This window comes from Actinoplanes couchii, from assembly GCF_016862075.1.
Taxonomy (GTDB): Bacteria; Actinomycetota; Actinomycetes; order Mycobacteriales; family Micromonosporaceae; genus Actinoplanes; species Actinoplanes couchii.
In genome coordinates this window covers 286,612-303,153 of sequence record NZ_BOMG01000044.1, presented here as the reverse complement: position 1 = coordinate 303,153, position 16,542 = coordinate 286,612, and the positions used below count along the sequence as shown (strand labels likewise).

General features: G+C 72.0%; 9 protein-coding genes. 5 read left to right on the top strand and 4 right to left on the bottom strand.

Going from position 1 to position 16,542, the window contains the following annotated elements:
* Positions 1-311: 311 nt before the first annotated feature.
* Positions 312-1,268, top strand: coding sequence for a hypothetical protein (locus Aco03nite_RS17780; RefSeq protein WP_239145231.1), 957 nt, complete (start codon positions 312-314; stop codon positions 1,266-1,268).
* A gap of 594 nt (positions 1,269-1,862) precedes the next feature.
* Here Aco03nite_RS17780 and Aco03nite_RS17775 read toward each other — a convergent pair.
* Complete coding sequence (locus tag Aco03nite_RS17775; RefSeq protein ID WP_203796459.1) at positions 1,863-2,651, bottom strand: SAM hydrolase/SAM-dependent halogenase family protein; 789 nt, start codon at positions 2,649-2,651, stop codon at positions 1,863-1,865.
* A gap of 73 nt (positions 2,652-2,724) precedes the next feature.
* Between Aco03nite_RS17775 and Aco03nite_RS17770 the strand changes: the two genes are divergently transcribed.
* Positions 2,725-3,654, top strand: a complete 930-nt coding sequence (locus Aco03nite_RS17770) for an LLM class F420-dependent oxidoreductase (protein ID WP_203796458.1) — start codon at positions 2,725-2,727, stop codon at positions 3,652-3,654.
* A 643-nt stretch (positions 3,655-4,297) separates the two neighbouring features.
* Here the strand turns inward: Aco03nite_RS17770 and Aco03nite_RS17765 are convergent.
* Positions 4,298-8,845 (bottom strand): ATP-dependent helicase, encoded by a 4,548-nt coding sequence (locus Aco03nite_RS17765; RefSeq protein ID WP_203796457.1) that lies wholly within the window; start codon positions 8,843-8,845, stop codon positions 4,298-4,300.
* Between the two features lie 111 nt (positions 8,846-8,956).
* Between Aco03nite_RS17765 and Aco03nite_RS52980 the strand changes: the two genes are divergently transcribed.
* Positions 8,957-11,872 (top strand): serine/threonine-protein kinase, encoded by a 2,916-nt coding sequence (locus Aco03nite_RS52980; RefSeq protein ID WP_239145229.1) that lies wholly within the window; start codon positions 8,957-8,959, stop codon positions 11,870-11,872.
* 349 nt (positions 11,873-12,221) lie between these two features.
* Here Aco03nite_RS52980 and leuE read toward each other — a convergent pair whose 3' ends face one another.
* A complete protein-coding gene (gene leuE / locus Aco03nite_RS17755) occupies positions 12,222-12,875 on the bottom strand; it encodes a leucine efflux protein LeuE (RefSeq protein ID WP_203796456.1) in 654 nt (217 codons plus the stop codon).
* Positions 12,876-12,898: 23 nt separating this feature from the next.
* Positions 12,899-14,137, bottom strand: a complete 1,239-nt coding sequence (locus Aco03nite_RS17750) for a bifunctional pyridoxamine 5'-phosphate oxidase family protein/GNAT family N-acetyltransferase (RefSeq protein ID WP_203796455.1) — start codon at positions 14,135-14,137, stop codon at positions 12,899-12,901.
* Positions 14,138-14,190: 53 nt separating this feature from the next.
* Here Aco03nite_RS17750 and Aco03nite_RS17745 point away from each other — a divergent pair, with 53 nt between their 5' ends.
* Together Aco03nite_RS17745 and Aco03nite_RS17740 are read left to right on the top strand one after the other, a co-directional pair.
* Positions 14,191-15,537 (top strand): aminotransferase class I/II-fold pyridoxal phosphate-dependent enzyme, encoded by a 1,347-nt coding sequence (locus tag Aco03nite_RS17745; RefSeq protein ID WP_203796454.1) that lies wholly within the window; start codon positions 14,191-14,193, stop codon positions 15,535-15,537.
* Between the two features lie 64 nt (positions 15,538-15,601).
* Complete coding sequence (locus tag Aco03nite_RS17740; protein ID WP_203796453.1) at positions 15,602-16,264, top strand: UdgX family uracil-DNA binding protein; 663 nt, start codon at positions 15,602-15,604, stop codon at positions 16,262-16,264.
* Positions 16,265-16,542: the final 278 nt, after the last annotated feature.

Below are 16,542 nucleotides of genomic sequence, written 5' to 3'. Positions count from 1 at the left end.
CCGCGCCGCCTTCTTCCCGCGCCGCGCCGCCTCCTTCCCGCGCCGCGCCGCCTCCTTCCCGCGCCGCGCCGCCTCCTTCCCGCGCGCCGCGCCCCGCCGCCTCGGCGCCCGCGCCTCCGCCCCGCCCCGCGCCCCTTCGCCTTGCGCCTCCGCCCTCCGTGCCGCGCCCTCCGTGCCGCGCCTTGCGCCCCGCGCCCCGCCCTGCCTTGCGCGTTTTCCGGCCTAGGGCTGGTCCTGGGTCTCTTTCCGCATTGGGCCGACCGTTGTGAAACCGGGTGACGGGGTGGGTGCAGGGCTGGCATTCTGCGCGGATGGAGCTGGACATCGCCCCGGTCGGCGATCGCCGGGAGTTGCTTGCGGAGCTGGACGGCGGCTGGCCCGAGTTCATGCGGCAGGATCCGACGGCGGCCCTCTACTACCGCTGGTTCGACACTCTGTGGCCGGAGTTTGCCCTGCTCGCGGTGGACCGGACGACCGGCCGTGCGGTGGCGAAGGCGCATGCGGTGCCGTTGGCCTACGACGGCGATCCGGCGGATGGCCTACCCGAGGGCGGCTGGGACTGGGTGATCCGCACCGCCGTTCACGACCATCTGGCCGGCACCGAACCGACGATCGTCTCCGCACTGGAGATCAACATCCGGCCCGATCTGCGCGGCACCGGCCTCTCCGCCCGCATGCTCACCGCGATGCGCGACAACACGGCGGCCCACGGCTTCCGCGATCTGGTGGCCCCGGTCCGTCCCAGCGGCAAACCCTCGAAGATCAACGACCCGATTGCCGAGTACGCGAACGCCACCCGCCCCGACGGCCTCCCCCCTCGACCCCTGGTTACGAGTCCACGTCCGTGCGGGCGGCCGCATCCTGAACATCGCCCACCACAGCATGACGATGACCGGAACCCTGGACCAGTGGCGCAGCTGGACAGCCCTACCGTTCGACAAGACAGGCCCGGTCGAGGTCCCGGGAGCCCTGTCCCCAATACATTGCGACACAGCCCAGAACTACGCCGTCTACGTAGAACCCAACATCTGGGTCCACCACCTCATCTGACAGCTCCGCCCGACCGCCCGCCAGCCCCGACGATCCACCCGGCGGCCCCGACGGACCCGGCCGGCCTCGACCACCCGGCTGCCCGCTCGCCTGGCTGCCCGCTCGCCTGGCTGCCCGCTCGCCTGGCTGCCCGCTCGCCTGGCTGCCCGCCCGCCTGGCTGCCCGCCCGCCTGGCTAGCACCGGCTGGCACCGGTCTGGCTCACACCTGGCTGGCTAGTGCCGGCCTGGTCAGCAACGGCCTGGTCAGCGACGGCCTGGCTTGCACCGGGCTGGCTCACACCAGGCTGTTTCCCTCCGGGCCGTCTTTCCCTCCAGGCCATTGCCATCCGCTGGCGTGCGGGATCCGCTTTCCTTCCGGCTGGCATTCCCGCGTTCCCATCTCCAGCCGCTGTGCGTTTGGGATCTTGAGTCGGCCTCGTGTTTAGGGCGTCGGTGGTTTTGATTTGGTCTGGCCGTCAGGGGCATGCATGAGTCGGCAGCCAGGGGCGGTCGGGAGGTGACGCCTGCCTTGTCACCTGACGGGACAGGGCTGTGGAGTGGCGTACTAAATCTGGGTTGAAAAGACGGACCGGCGTCCGCCGCGTTGACTGCCTTGGCGGGCACCGGTCCTTGCGAAGATTTTTGGTTCCGCCGCGCCTGCTCCGTCGTGACCTTTCCGTCGCCCCGCCCCGCGCTGTCCCGCCGTCCTGTCTCGCCGTCCTGTCTCGCCGCCGCCCTGCCGCCGCCGCCGCGTCGTCGCCGCCCAGTCGCCGTCTCGCCGCCGCGTCGCCGCTCCCGCCGTGGCTGTTTCGCTGTGGCTGGGGTGGTTGGGTTAGCGGGCGTTGATGCGGACCGTGTCGCCGGGGACTACCGAGAGGAGTACCACGGCTCGGCCGTTGTTGACGGCGATGGCTACTCGGTCGGCGGAGTCCGGGTAGACCAAGAGTTCGCCCACGTTGACGTCGGCGAACGTGGTGCCTCGGCGGGCCCGGACGCCTCCGTTGATCATCAGGTCGTGGCCCAGGCCGGAGAGGGTTGCGGCCTCGGCGGCCAACTGGACGTTGCCGAAACGGTCGACGGTCAGGACCTCGGACTCGATCCAGCCGTCGCCGATGGTGACCGCGGGGTCCGGCAGGCGGATCAGGGTCGCCGGATCGAGCGCGGGGCCGGCCTCTTCGGGGGCGGCGCCGGACGCCAGGCGGGCCGCGGCCGGGGCGAACAGGTCGCGGCCGTGGAACGTGCGGGACACCTCACCCAGCTGCCAGTCCTTGTTGTCCAGCTCGTGCGCCGCGGTGATGCCGCCGAGCGCTTCGGCCGCCCAGATCAGCAGGCCGTTGTCGGGGCCGACGAGCAGACCGTTCGGCGTGGTCAGGACGATGCCGCGGCGGGCCGTGCCGACACCGGGGTCGACGACCGCCAGATGCACCGACGCGGGCAGGTGCGGGGCGGTCTGCGCCAGGACGGCGGCGCCACGGGTGACGTCGGCCGGCGGAACGTGGTGCGTGACGTCGATCACGCGGGCTTCGGGTGCCACTCGGGCGATCGAGCCATGGCACGCGGCGACGAAACCGTCAAAAGTGCCGTAATCGGTCGTGAAACTGATCCATCCGTAACCGTCCATGGTGCGCAAGGTTACTGCCTGTTGTTGATCGATGCGGCGCGGGCACGCCGGAACGACATGGCAGTGTTGAGCCATGCGTCTCGTGATCTTCACCGAACCCCAGCAGGGTGCCTCCCACGACGATCTCCTGCGGGTCGCCAAGGCCGCCGAGGACGGCGGATACGACGGATTCTTCCGTTCCGACCACTACGTCAAGATGGGTGACGGGTCCGGTCTACCCGGCCCGACCGACGCCTGGATCACGCTCGCCGCGCTGGCCGTGCAGACGTCCCGGATCCGGCTCGGCACGCTCGTCAGCTCGGCCACGTTCCGGCTGCCCGGCCCGCTGGCCATCGCCGTCGCCCAGGTCGACCAGATGAGCGGTGGCCGGGTCGAGTTCGGTCTCGGCGGTGGATGGTTCGAGAACGAGCACACCGCGTACGGCATCCCCTTCCCGCCGCTCGGCGAACGCTTCGACCGGCTCGAGGAACAGCTGGAGATCATCACCGGGTTGTGGGAGACGCCGGCCGGGGCGACCTACGACTACACCGGCAAGCACTACCAGCTCGTCGACTCGCCCGCGCTGCCCAAGCCGGCCCAGTCCCCGCGCCCGCCGGTCATCGTCGGCGGCCACGGCAAGAAGCGCACCCCCGCCCTGGCGGCCCGCTACGCCACCGAGTTCAACGTCCCCTTCTCCAAGATCGAAGACATTCCCGCCCAGTACGACCGGGTCCGCGCCGCTTCGGACGCCATCGGCCGCAGTGACCACCCGACGTTCTCGGCAGCCGCCGTCCTGTGCGTGGGCCGCGATGACGCCGAGATCACCCGTCGTGCCGCCGCCATCGGCCGCGAGGCCGACGAGATGCGCACCAACGGCGGCATCGTGGGAACGCCCGCCGAGGCGGCGGACACCATCCGGCGGTACGCGGAAGCCGGCGCCAGCCGCCTGTTCCTCCAGGTGCTCGACCTGTCCGACCTGGACCACCTGGACCTGGTGGCTGCTGAGGTGGCTCCCCAGCTCTGAGGCACGGGCGGGGCCGAGAGCTTTCGGCCCCGCCCATCTCTGCCTTTGGCCGGTGGGGTTTACCGGCCCCGGCGCGCAGTCGTTTCTGCTGGTAGGCCCTGCCTGCGCGCATCCTTTTCCGCTCGCTGGCTCAGGCCTTGCGCACATCTGTTCTGCTCGCCGACCCCTGCGGCTCGCGGGCATCCGTTTCGTTCGCCGAGTTCTGAGATTCGTGTGCATCCGTTTGCCTAGCCTGGGGCTTGCTCCCGCTGCGCTCGGCCAGCAGCTTCTCGCCCTCTCCCGTACTTGCTCTCGGCTGGAGACCTTTCGGTCCTGTCCGGACTTGCTTCCGCCTGCCAGATCCGCGGCGCCACCTTTACCCGCCGAGCTTCCGCAGTGGTCTCTGTCTGACGGGCATTGAGCCTCGGTCTCTTCTGCGGAGCCTTCGGGGCTACCCTTCGCCGCAGGTCTCCTTAGGGGTGCCGGCCGGCTTCCCGTGATCACACCCGCTGTGGGGATGCGGCGATGGGTGCGCGCTGTGGTGGTCCTTGACCACCGCATATGGCCCGGCGGGCGCGGGACGGCCCGGAGTGGCGCCTGCCTCGCGTCGACCGGACGGGAGGTGTAGTTCGGCGGGACGATCTACGCGTACCGAAAGAGGGTTTCATGCTCTTAACCGCAAGCCTCGTGGAGTCGCGCGGAAACCCGCAGTGGTCAAGGCGTCGCGCAGGGGTGAGGCGTGCACCGACTCGCCGTCGGCGCGTTCGACGGACATCGGGCCCAAGGCGCCGGAGCGGACCGCGCCCGCCAAGCCGTGGGCGGCCCGGGTCAGCAGGTCGGTGTCGTCGGTGAAGGAGAGCAGGGTGCGGCCGCCTCGTTCCACGTACAACACCAGGTCGCCGGCGGTCAGCACTACCAGGGCACCTGCCTTGCGGCCGGCTCGGTGGCCCGACTTTGCGGTGGTTTCCGTCTCGCCGGTGTCCACGATGCGGTCCGGCCAGGGCAGGGCGGCGCCGTAGGGGTTGGCCGGGTCGGTGGCTGCCAGCACCACCGCGGGTGAGGGCGTGCGGCGGTCCTCGTCGGGTTCGCTCAGGGCCCGCAAGCGGTCGACGGCGCCGGGCACCGCGAACTGGGCCGCGCCCAACCCCTCGACGAAATAGCCCCGGCGGGCCGCGCCGCGTTCCTCCATGGCCGCCAGCACCGGGTAGACGGCGGCGAAACCGCCGGTCACGCCCTCGGCCACGGCCGCGCCCCGGGTCACCACACCGTGTCGTTCCAGCAGCAGGTCGGCTGTCGCGGCGGCCCGGCGGGTCGGGTCCAGGTCGCGGAGCGGCAGCCGGGACCAGCGGCCCGCCATGTTCGCGGGACCGCCTCTTGCGGGCATGTTCGGGCGGCCGGGACGCCGGTAGCGGGAGCGGGCCGGCGCCGCCTTCGCCTTGTGGGCGCCGCTGCCGCCGAGCAGGGCCCGGAGCGGCGCGAACGTGTCGTTGGTGAGATGACCGGACCACACCAGGTCCCACACGGCCGCGGACAACTCGGTGTCGTCGGTCGATCCGACCCGGTCGGAGAGCGACCGGAAGAACAGGGCCTGCCCGTCCTCCAGCGCGGACAGCACCGCCTGGTGCAGCGGGCCGGCGGCGATCTCCTCGTCGGCCGGTGGCAGCAGCAGCGGTGCGCTCTCCGCGTAGGCCAGGGTCACCCAGCCGTCCCCGCCGGAGATCGACCCGGAACCGGCCCACAGCACCTCCCCGGAGGCGCACAGCTCGTCGAGCTGGGGTGGCGCGTAGTCGGCGACCCGCGCGGGCAGCACCAGCCGCTCCCACGCGGACGCCGGCACGGCCAAGCCCTGCACCTGGTCGAGGGCGGCGGCCAGCGCGTCCACCCCGCGGTTGTTGCCGCCGACCTGCTGCCAGCGGGGCAGGAAGGTGGCCAGCACCCGGGGTGGCACCGGCTCGATCTCGCGGCGCAGCGCGGCCAGCGAACGCCGCCGCAGCATCCGCAGCACCTCGGCGTCGCACCACTCGGTGCCGGCGCCGCCGGGGGAGAACTCGCCGGAGGTGACCCGGCCGGTCGCGGCGAGCCGTTTCAGGGCCTGCTCGACGACGAAGACACCGAGCCCGAACCGGGCCGCGCAGGTGGCCGCCGCGAACGGCCCGTGGGTGCGGGCGAACCGGGCGACCAGGTCACCGAGGGGATCGGCGACCGGCTCCAGATAGGCCTCGGGGATGCCGACCGGCAGGGCGACACCGAGCGCGTCCCGATAGCGGGCGGCGTCGTCGATGCCGATCCACCTGTCCTCACCGGCCACCCGCACCCGGATCGCCCGCCGGGCCGCCGCGAGATCGCCCACCCACTCCTCGGGGACACCGCGCAGGGCCAGCTCGGCCGGGGACAGGTCGCCGAGCAGCCGGAGCAGCTCGGCGGCATCCTCCGCATCGCGCGGGGTGCGCTGCGCGGTGAGCCACTGCAGCTGTGTCTCGGTCTCGGCCACCACCGCCGGGTCGAGCAGCTCCCGCAGGTCGACCCGGCCCAGCAGCTCGCCGAGCAGCGTCGAGTCGAGGGCCAGCGCGGCGGCCCGGCGCTCGGCCAGCGGGGCGTCGCCCTCGTAGAGGAAGGCGCCCACATAACCGAAGAGCAACGACCGGGCGAACGGCGACGGCCGCGAGGTCTCCGTCTCCACCAGCCGGATCTTGCGGCCCGCGACCTCCCGCATCAGACCCACCAGTCCCGGTACGTCGAACACGTCCTGCAGACACTCCCGCGCCGCTTCCAGGGTGACCGGGAAGTCGGCGAACTCCCGGGCCACGTCGAGCAGCTGCGCCGACCGCTGCCGCTGCTGCCAGAGCGGCTGACGGCGTTTCGGATCGCGGCGGGGCAGCAGCAGCGACCGGGCCGCGCACTCCCGGAACCGGGACGCGAACAGCGCCGACGTGCCGACCGCCTCCTCGACGATCTGGGCGATCTCCTCCGGGTCGAAGACCACCAGGTCGGAACCGGGTGGCTCCTCGGCGGTGTCCGGCAGGCGCACCACGATGCCGTCGTCGGAGGGCATCACCTGGCCGTCCACCCCGAACCGCTCGCTCAGCCGCCGGGCGATCGCCAGTGCCCACGGCGCGTTGACCTTGGCGCCCAGCACACAGTGCACGGTCATCCGCCAGTCGCCCAGCTCGTCGCGGAACCGCTCCACCACCACGGTCCGGTCGTCGGGCAGATGCCGGGTCGCCTCGCGCTGCTCACGCAGGTAGGTGACCAGGTTGCCGGCCGCCCACTCGTCCAGCCCCGACTCGCGCAGTGCCGTGGTCGCGCCGTCGTCACCGGCCTTGGTCAGGGCCCGCAGCCGGGCGCCGATGGCCCGGCCCAGCTCGATCGGGCGGCCGGGGGAGTCCCCTTTCCAGAACGGCATCTTGGCCGGCGCGCCCGGCGCCGGGGAGACCAGGACCCGGTCGGGGGTGATGTCCTCGATCCGCCAGGACGTCGAGCCGAGCAGGAAGACGTCGCCGACCCGGGACTCGTAGACCATCTCCTCGTCCAGCTCGCCGACCCGGGACGCCCGCTCCGATCCGGCCAGGAAGACACCGAACATGCCCCGGTCGGGAATCGTGCCGCCGCTGGTCACGGCGAGACGCTGAGCGCCGGGCCGGCCGGTGAGCTGATCGGTGGCGCGATCCCACACCAGACGTGGCCGCAGCTCGGCGAACGCCGTCGACGGATAACGCCCGGAGAGCATGTCGAGCACCGCGTGCAACGCCGACGACGGCAGCTCGGCGAACGGCGCGGCCCGCCGCACCAGCGCCGCCAGGTCGTCGACCTGCCACTCGTCCAGCGCGACCATCGCCACGATCTGCTGGGCCAGCACATCCAGCGGGTTACGCGGGCAGCGCAGCTCCTCGATCGCGCCGTCGCCCATCCGCTCCGCCACCACCGCACAGGACAGCAGATCACCCCGGTGTTTCGGGAAGACCACGCCGCGCGAGACCGCGCCCACCTGGTGCCCGGCCCGGCCGATGCGCTGCAGGCCGGCCGCGACCGACGGCGGCGCCTCGATCTGCACCACCAGGTCGACCGCGCCCATGTCGATGCCCAGCTCCAGACTCGACGTGGCCACCACCGCCGGGAGCAGCCCGGATTTCAGCGCCTCCTCGATCTGTTTGCGCTCCTCGCGGGAGACACTGCCGTGGTGGGCGCGGGCCACCACGGGCGGCGCGCCCCGGGTGCCGCCGGCCTGCGCCATGATCTCCGCGGGCGTGCGGCCACCGGCCACGGCCAGGGCGAGCTCCGGATCGGCCCGCTCGGCGGCCAGCTCGTTGAGGCGCGCGCAGAGCCGCTCGGCGCCCCGCCGCGAATTCGTGAACACGATCGTCGACCGGTGCGCCCCGATCAGGTCGAGAACCCGCTCCTCGACGGCCGGCCAGATCGACGGGGTGCGCCGGCCCTGCTCCTCGTCGCCCTCCGGCGTCTCGTCGAGACGGGTCATGTCCTCCACCGGGACCTCGACCGACACCTCGATGGTCTTGGCGGTTTTCGGCTGGACGATCTCGACGTCACGCGAGCCGCCGAGGAACCGGGCCGTCTCGTCGATCGGGCGCACCGTCGCGGACAGGCCGATCCGCTGGGCCGGCCGCTCCAGCAGCTCGTCCAGCCGCTCCAGGGACAGGGCCAGGTGCGCGCCCCGCTTGGTCGCCGCGACCGCGTGCACCTCGTCCAGGATCACCGTGCGGACACCGCGCAGCGACTCCCGCGCCGCCGACGTGAGCAGCAGGAACAGCGACTCGGGTGTGGTGATCAGGATGTCCGGCGGAGTGCGCGCGAACCCTCGGCGCTCCTCGGCCGGGGTGTCGCCGGTGCGCATGCCGACGGTGATCTCCGGCGGGGGCAGACCCAGCCGGCCGGCCGCCTGCCGGATGCCGGTCAGCGGCGCGCGCAGGTTGCGCTCGACGTCGACGGCCAGCGCTTTCAGCGGGCTGACATAGAGCACCCGGCAGCGGCGCCGTGGCTCCTCCGGGAGTGGCTCGGCGGCCAGCCGATCCAGCGACCAGAGGAACGCGGCCAGGGTCTTGCCGGACCCTGTCGGCGCGACCACCAGCGCGTTGCGCCCCGCCCCGATCGCCTGCCAGGCCCCGGCCTGCGCGGCGGTGGGCGCGGCGAAGGCTGCCGTGAACCACTCCCTGGTGGCCGGCCCGAACTCCGTCAGCACCTCTCCCATGCCTGACATCCTGCCCCCGGGGTACGACAAAAAACGGCCCACGCGGTGACCGGGTGATCGTCGTTCCATGGGCGGTCTGTGCCTGATTATCCTGATCCCCGACGTGATGGGTGGGTGCCGATGGCGGTCAGGCAGAGACTCGTCGCCGGCCGGTACCGTCTTCTGGAACCGGTCGGCGCGGGCGGAATGGGCCGGGTCTGGCTGGCCCGGGACGAGATGCTGCACCGCGACGTGGCGGTCAAGGAGATCGTTCCGCCCGAGTGGTTGACCGAGGATGAACAGGCCCGGCTGAGACAGCGGACCCTCCGTGAGGCTCGAAGCGCCGCGCGTCTGAATCACCCGAACGTGGTCCGGATCTACGACGTGGTGAACGACGACGGCCTGTCCTGGATCGTCATGGAGTACGTGGAGTCCCGCTCGTTGCAGCAGGTCCTGCTGGAGGACGGTCCCTACGGCCCGGCCGTCGCGGCGCGGATCGGCCTGGCCGTGCTGGACGCTCTGGCCGCCGCGCACCGGGCCGGCGTGCTGCACCGCGACGTGAAGCCGCACAACGTGCTGATCGGCACCGACGGCCGAGTGGTGCTGACCGATTTCGGTCTGGCGACGTTCGTGGACGACGGCTCGGTGACCGCGCCGGGCCTGATCGTCGGCTCCCCGCAGTACGTGTCCCCGGAACGCGGCCTGGACGGCGCGTCCACCGTCGAATCCGACCTGTGGTCGCTGGGCGCGACGCTGTACGCGGCGGTCGAGGGTCAGTCGCCGTACGCGAGGGAGACCGCGATGGCGACCCTGGCCGCCCTGGCCACCGAACCACCGGACCCACCTGTCCGGGCCGGCCCGCTCACCCCGATCCTGGCCGGCCTGCTCCGCTACGAGCCCGCCGACCGGCTGACCGCCCCCCAGGTCGAACGCCGCCTACGCCGGATCGTGGTCGCCGACCCACGCGAGATCCCCCTCCTGCCAACCCAGCGCACCCCCAGCCGCCCCCGCCACACCGAGCCCCGCCACACCGAGCCCCGCCACACCGAGTCCCGCCACACCGAGTCCCGTGGCACCGAGCCCCGCCCGCCGGTCGTGCCGATTCCCCCGAGCAGCCCTGTTCCCGACCGCTCACCCCTTCAAGACCCAGACCCATTTGCCGGTACGGGTACCAGCCCCGCCTCCACGGCCCAGCCCCCGCTCTCGGCCCCGGTGGATCCGCCACGACCAGCCGTCCCCGGGGATCCGCAGGTAAACGTCTCCCCGAGACCACCTTCAACCGTCGCGACGGAATCACCGAGGCCCGCTGCCCCCACAAACCCGCCGCCGGGCCCTGTCTCCGCAGAGCCGCTGTCGGTCCCCATCTCTACAGACTCGCCGTCGGTCACCGCCTCTCCGAGCCCGCCGTCGGTCACCGCCTCTCCGAGCCCGGCGCCGGTCACCAGTTCCGCGGACCCGCCGCTGGTCACTGCCTCTGTGGATCCGCCGCTGGTTACCGTCTCCACGGATTCGCCGGCGGTCATCGCATCCTCGGGCCGGTCTCCGGGCGGGGAACCCGAGCTGGAGATCATCAGTCCGAACCGGCCGGCCGGGCAGGAACTGGTTCCCGCCAGGCTCGAGCCCGGTCCGGTGATCTCCGGCGAGATCCTGAGGCCGTCCCGCCTGTCCCGTCTCCGGAGAGCGAGAATCCGGGTGACCCAGGCCCGCCTGACCGCCACCGGCCTGGTAGTCCTGCTGCTCGGCGGCAGCCTGCTGGCCGGTTACGCGGCCGAGCTGAACAAACCGAGCCCCCAGGTCTTCCTCCCACCCGCGATGTCAACTTCCACCGCCGAATCGTCGACCACAGCCTCAGCCTCAGCCTCTTCCTCCGCTTCCGACTCCGCCGGATCCGGATCAGGTGCGCGACCTTCAGCCGCTCCACCGGGAGTGCCCAGCGCATCCGCACCTGGCAAGTCGCCGTCCTCGCCGGGCACTGGGGCCTCCCCAGGCCGTGGGCCCTCGCCGGGCCCCGGCCTCCCGCAGCCGCCGGTCGGTCTACCCGAGATGCCGCCGGAAACATCAGCGCCCTCGTCACCGCAGAATCCCGCGCCATCAGGTTCACCCTCCCCAGGCCTCGCGCCTCCGGGAACGCCCTCATCAGGAACGCTGTCCGGAGGGGCATTACCGGAAGCCCATCCGGGAGCGACCAACTCAGGAACAACGCAGCCGGGAACCGCCCCACCAGGAACCGCCCCGCCGGAGACAGCCCCGCCCGGGCCGAAGCCGTCCAAGGAGGCAACCGCGGCGAAGCCCGATGCCCAACTTCCGCCCGAGGTGACCCCCGACGTCCAGCATCCGCCCGGGCCGGCGCCTACTGCTCAGCGTTCGCCCGGGACAGTGCCTACTTCGCAGCAATCGCCCGGGGCGGGGCCAACCGCTCAGCTCTCGCCCGGGGCGGGGACAACCGCCCAGCTCTCGCCCGGTGTGACGCCCACAGCCGTGGATCCGTCGGCGAAGGTGACCTCCCGGTCGGCCGCATACTCGCCGGTCCGCTGTGATGCGACCCCGCCGGCCGGCCTGCCCAGAACTCCGCAGAAAGCCGCGACCCGCGGAGTCAACGGCTTGATGCTCCAGGCCGGATGGTCGTACTTCAACGACGGCTCAGGCTTCCACATCGCGGTCCCGGACGGCTGGACCTACCAGCGGGTCGGCGACACCTACTGCTTCCGGAGCCCACGCGGCGCCCGGGTGATGAGCCTGGACACCGGCCGTGATCCAACGGCCGACCCGCTGGCGGAATCCCAGGCCGAGGAACGCCGCACCGCCAGTTCCAAAACCCCACCGGGTTACGCCCTGATCGACATCGCCCCGGTCCCGCTGCTGAACAAGGCCGCCGACTGGGAGTTCCGCTACCGCTCCCGGGCCGGCACTCCCCGACAGGCAGGAGTCCGCTGGTTCGTGATCAACGGCCAGGCATACACCCTCGGCTGGAGCACCCCGACAAAGAACTGGAAGTCCGACCTGATCAAAATCCAAATGATCAGAGGCACCTTCTACGCCAAACGCACCACCCCGTGACCAGGGGAACCGTGCAAACGCACCACCCCGTGACCAGGGGAACGGTGCGAAAACGCCCCACCCCAAGCGGATGAAGCACGCGAAACACCCCGACCAGCCAGGCGAATTGCGCAAAGCGACTCGACCCGACCGGCAAAGCGCATGGAATGAACCGTCCCGATCAGACGAAGCGCACTGCTCCGCGCTGCCACGAAGCGCACTGCCGAACGACCGCGCGAAGCAACCCAACCCAATGACCAGTTTCGGTCATCCGTCGCCCCCGTAAGCCAGCTGAAACGAACCGCCCACGTCGGACGTCACATCGTCGGCCGTGGACCCGGCCGTGGTCCCGGTCGAGCCGTGTGACGGCTCAGCTCACGCTGGCGGTCGCCAGCTTGATGCCGAATCCGACGAACAGAGCGCCCACAGCCGTGCTCGCCCCGGTGACCAGCTTGCGCCGCTGCCGGAACTGGCCGGCCAGGTAGCGGCCACCGAAGATCAGCGCCGACAGGTACAGCGCGCTGAAGAACTGCACCACCGTGCCCAGGACCAGGAACGACAGCGCGGGATGCGGATAACCGGGCTCGACGAACTGGATGAAGAACGAGACGAAGAACAGGATCGCCTTGGGGTTGAGCAGACTGATCACGGCGGCTCGGCGGAACGGCCGCTGCATGCCCGGTGGGACCTCCTCGGTCGTGGTGGAGGCGAGCTCCGAACGCTGACGCCACGTGCGCCAGGCGCTGCGGATGATGTTGACTCCGACCCAGGCCAGGTAGGCGGCGCCCGCGTACTTCAGGACCAGGAACAGCGGCGGGTACGCGTTCAGCAGCGATGCGACACCGGTGGCGGCCAGGATCATCAGCACCGCGTCACCGACGAAGACACCGAGCGCCGCCTGATAACCGGCCCGGACGCCACGCTGTGCACCGACCGAGAGCACGAAGATGGAGTTCGGTCCGGGCAGCAGCACGATCGCCACCACGCCCAGCACGTACGTCCAGAAGTCGGTTATGCCGAGCATCGGTCAGCCTTTCCCGGGGTGTGTCATCGCGTGGCCAGCCGATCCCGGAGGCGCTGCGCCGCGGCCGGCCATTCGTCCGCGGTCATCGCGAAGAGTACGGTGTCGCGCCAGCTGCCGTCCGGCCTCTGCCGCTGGCGGCGGATCACCCCGTCCCGGCTCGCCCCGAGCCGGGCGATGGCGCGCTGGGATCGCTCGTTGCGAATGTCGGTGTACCAGAACACCCGCTCGGCGCCGAGCACGTCGAAAGCCCGCTCCAGCAGCAGGAGTTTCGCCTCGGTGTTCACCCCGGTCCGCCACCAGCGGCGGCCGAGCATCGTGTGGCCGATGCCGAGGGATCGGTGCCCGGTGTCGATGTCGTGGTAGGTCGTCATCCCCATCACAGCGCCGGTGGCCGGATCGATCTGGGCCCACCCGCAGCGCTGCCCCGTCCACTGGCCGCGGAGCACCCCGGTGACGTCGCCGGCGAACTCCTCGGCCGTGCGTGGCCTGGGCGTCGGGATGTGCCGCCAGACCTCCTCGTCGTCGAGTGCCTCGAACAGCGCCGGCACGTGCCCGGGCGTGAGCGGCTCCAGGCGGACGTGGCGGCCCTCCAGCACGACCGGGGTCTGCCACTCGGAGGGGTGGCCGGGCAGGTAGGCCGGTGGGGCGGCGGCGACCTCGGGCTCGGTCACCGGCGGCCCGGCCACCACACGCAGCGGGAGCACGCCGGCCCAGTGCGGCAGCTCCAGATCCTCCGGGTCGTCGATCACCCCGCCGGAGCGGGCGCGCGCCGACACCTCGACGAGCGGCAGCGCGAGCAGGGCGGTCTGGGCGAGCTCCTGCCGGTTGGGTGGCCGGCTGTCCGCGGCGCGGCCGTCGCCGATCTTGTCGGCCAGCGCGAGCAGGACCCGCAGTTTCTCGGCCTCGTCGGTGACCGGCCGGGCGGTGCCGAGGGCGACCACGGAGCGGTAGTTGGCACTGTGGTTGAACTGGGAGCGGGCATAGACCAGCCCGTCGAGCAGGGTCACGGTCACACACACCGGGACACCGTCGCCGCGGGCCGCCAGCCCGAGCCGGGAGCCGGTGGAGCCGTGCAGGTAGAGCGTGTCGTCCACCCGAACGTGCAGGTTCGGCAGGACGCGGGGCTCACCGTCGACCACAAAACCCACCGCGCAGTCGTACGCCTCGTCGAGGATGGCGTGGACGGTCTCCCGCTCGTAGTGCATCCGCTTGCGGGTGCGGGTCGCGGTGGTGCGCGGTGTGGGGGTGTAGAGATCGGTCATCGGGGGCCTTCCCGGGGTTGCGCCGGTCGCTGTACTAGTACAGAATCGCTCCTGTGGCAGAACAGTATCAGGTCAGCGGAGACAGCGCCGCCGAGATTTCGGCCAGCATCGAGTCGGGCATCGTCCGGGGCGACTGGATCGCCGGCGCCGCGCTTCCCTCGGTCCGTGTCCTCGCGGGCTCTCTGCACGTCAGTCCCGCGACGGTCGCGAAGGCCTATCAGGAGCTGCGCCAGCGCGGGGTGATCGAGACCGAGGGCCGTCGCGGCACCCGCGTCCGCTCCCGCCCGGCGGTCGCCGTGTCACGGGCCGGCTCACGCGCCCCGGTGCCGTCCCATCTGCGCGATCTCTCCTCCGGCGAGCCCGACGTGCGGCTCCTGCCACCCTTGGCCCCCGCGCTGACCGCCGCGGGGGCCGCCGAGATCCCACCGCAGGGCTACACGTCCGCGGTCACCATGCCGGAGCTGGTCGACGCCGCGCGCCCCCGCCTGATCGCCGAGGGCGTGCCGGTCGACGGCGCGGAGCTGGTGGTGACGTCGGGGGCGCTCGACTCGATCGAGCGGGTGCTCGTCGCGCATCTGCGCCCGGGTGACGCCGTCGCGGTTGAGGATCCCGGCTGGGCCGGCGTGATCGACCTGCTCGCCGCCCTGGGCCTGCGGGTCCTGCCGGTGGCCGTCGACCGGGCCGGCCCCGACCCGGTGGCCCTGGAGTCCGCGCTGCGGGCCGGCGCCCGCGCCGTGATCGTCACGGTCCGGGCGCAGAATCCGACCGGGGCCGCGGTGAGCGCCGAGCGGGCCGGGCGGCTCCGGAGCCTGCTGAGCGCCCACCCCGGCGTGCTGGTCATCGAGGACGATCACGCTGCCGAGCTGGCCGAGCGGGAGGCGCACTGCATCGGCCCGGTGACGGGTTCCTGGGCCTTCGTCCGGTCCGCCTCCAAGCCCTTCGGCCCCGATCTGCGCATCGCCGTGCTCGTGGGCGACGAGACCACCGTGGCCCGCGTCGCGGGGCGGATGCGCATCGGCATGGGCTGGGTCTCCACCGTGCTCCAGCGGCTGCTGCTGTGGTTGTGGCAGGACAAGGAGGTGACCGGCCGGGTGGCGGGGGCCGCGCGGGTCTACGGCGAGCGCCGTCGTGAGCTGCGGGAGGCGCTGCGGGCCGTGGGCGTCGAGGCGCACGGCGACACCGGCATCAACGTCTGGGTTCCGGTTCCGGACGAGACCCAGGCCGTCGCTGCGCTCCGTGACCGGGGCTGGGCGGTGGCGCCCGGGGCGATCTTCCGGATCGACTCCCCACCGGGGATCCGGGTGACGATCAGCACCCTGGAGAGCGGGGAGGCGGCCGACCTGGCCGCGGCGATCGCCATTGCGGTCAATCCGGCCGGCGTCACTCATCCGATGCGATGAGGTGGGTACATCGGACGGGGCATCCCGGGCACATTTTGTCGTAGGGGAGGGGTAGAACAGTGCGATGTCATGGACCGAAGCGCCGGCCGGCGCGCAGCAGTGGGTGCCGCCGCACCCTCGGAGTATTGATGAACTGAAGTCGTCAGCGGCGGACTGTCACGGCTGTGAGCTGCATCGGGACGCGACCCAGACGGTGTTCGGCCGGGGCGCGCCGGACGCGCGAATCGTTTTCGTGGGCGAGCAGCCGGGCGACATCGAGGACCAGCGGGGTTTGCCCTTCGTCGGCCCGGCCGGGCGCCTGCTCCGGGAGGCTGTGGACGACGCCGGGATCGATCCGGCCGAGTTGTACATCACCAATGCCGTGAAACACTTCCGCTTCGAGTCGCGGGGCAGCCGCCGGATCCATCAGACTCCCGGGCCGGCCCACATCACCTCGTGCCGGCCATGGCTGGTGGCCGAGTTCTCGCTGCTCAAGCCGGAGCTGGTGGTGATCCTCGGAGCCACCGCGGGGAAGGCGCTGCTCGGCCCGTCGTTCCGGGTGACCCGGGCGCGGGGCCAGCTCATGCCGTGGCCGGCGTCCGCGCAGCACCCGGAGGACTTTCCGGTGGCCGACATCCAGGCGCTCGCCACGATCCATCCGTCCGCGGTGCTGCGGGCGGACGACCGTGAGGAGGCGTACCGCGGGCTCGTCGATGATCTTCGGATCGCCGCCCGGGCGGTCGCCTGAGACAAGGTCGCGCGGCCGCGCCGCCGCGCCCGGGGGCGGCCGGGCATCCGGCCTCCTGACCCGAAGCCGATTTCCGTCCCGGCCCGAAGCCGCCTTCCGACCCGACCCGGAGTCGCCTTCCGTCCCGACCCGGAGTCGTCTTCCTTCCTGGCCTGATGCCGACCTCCTTCCTGACCCGAGGCCGACATCGGGGGCCCCGACCGGCCGGTCGGCTCCTTCGCCGTGGGCCGGTGCTGATGAGGCCGCCGGGCGGGCGGTTCCAGAGCCGGAGGCCGGCG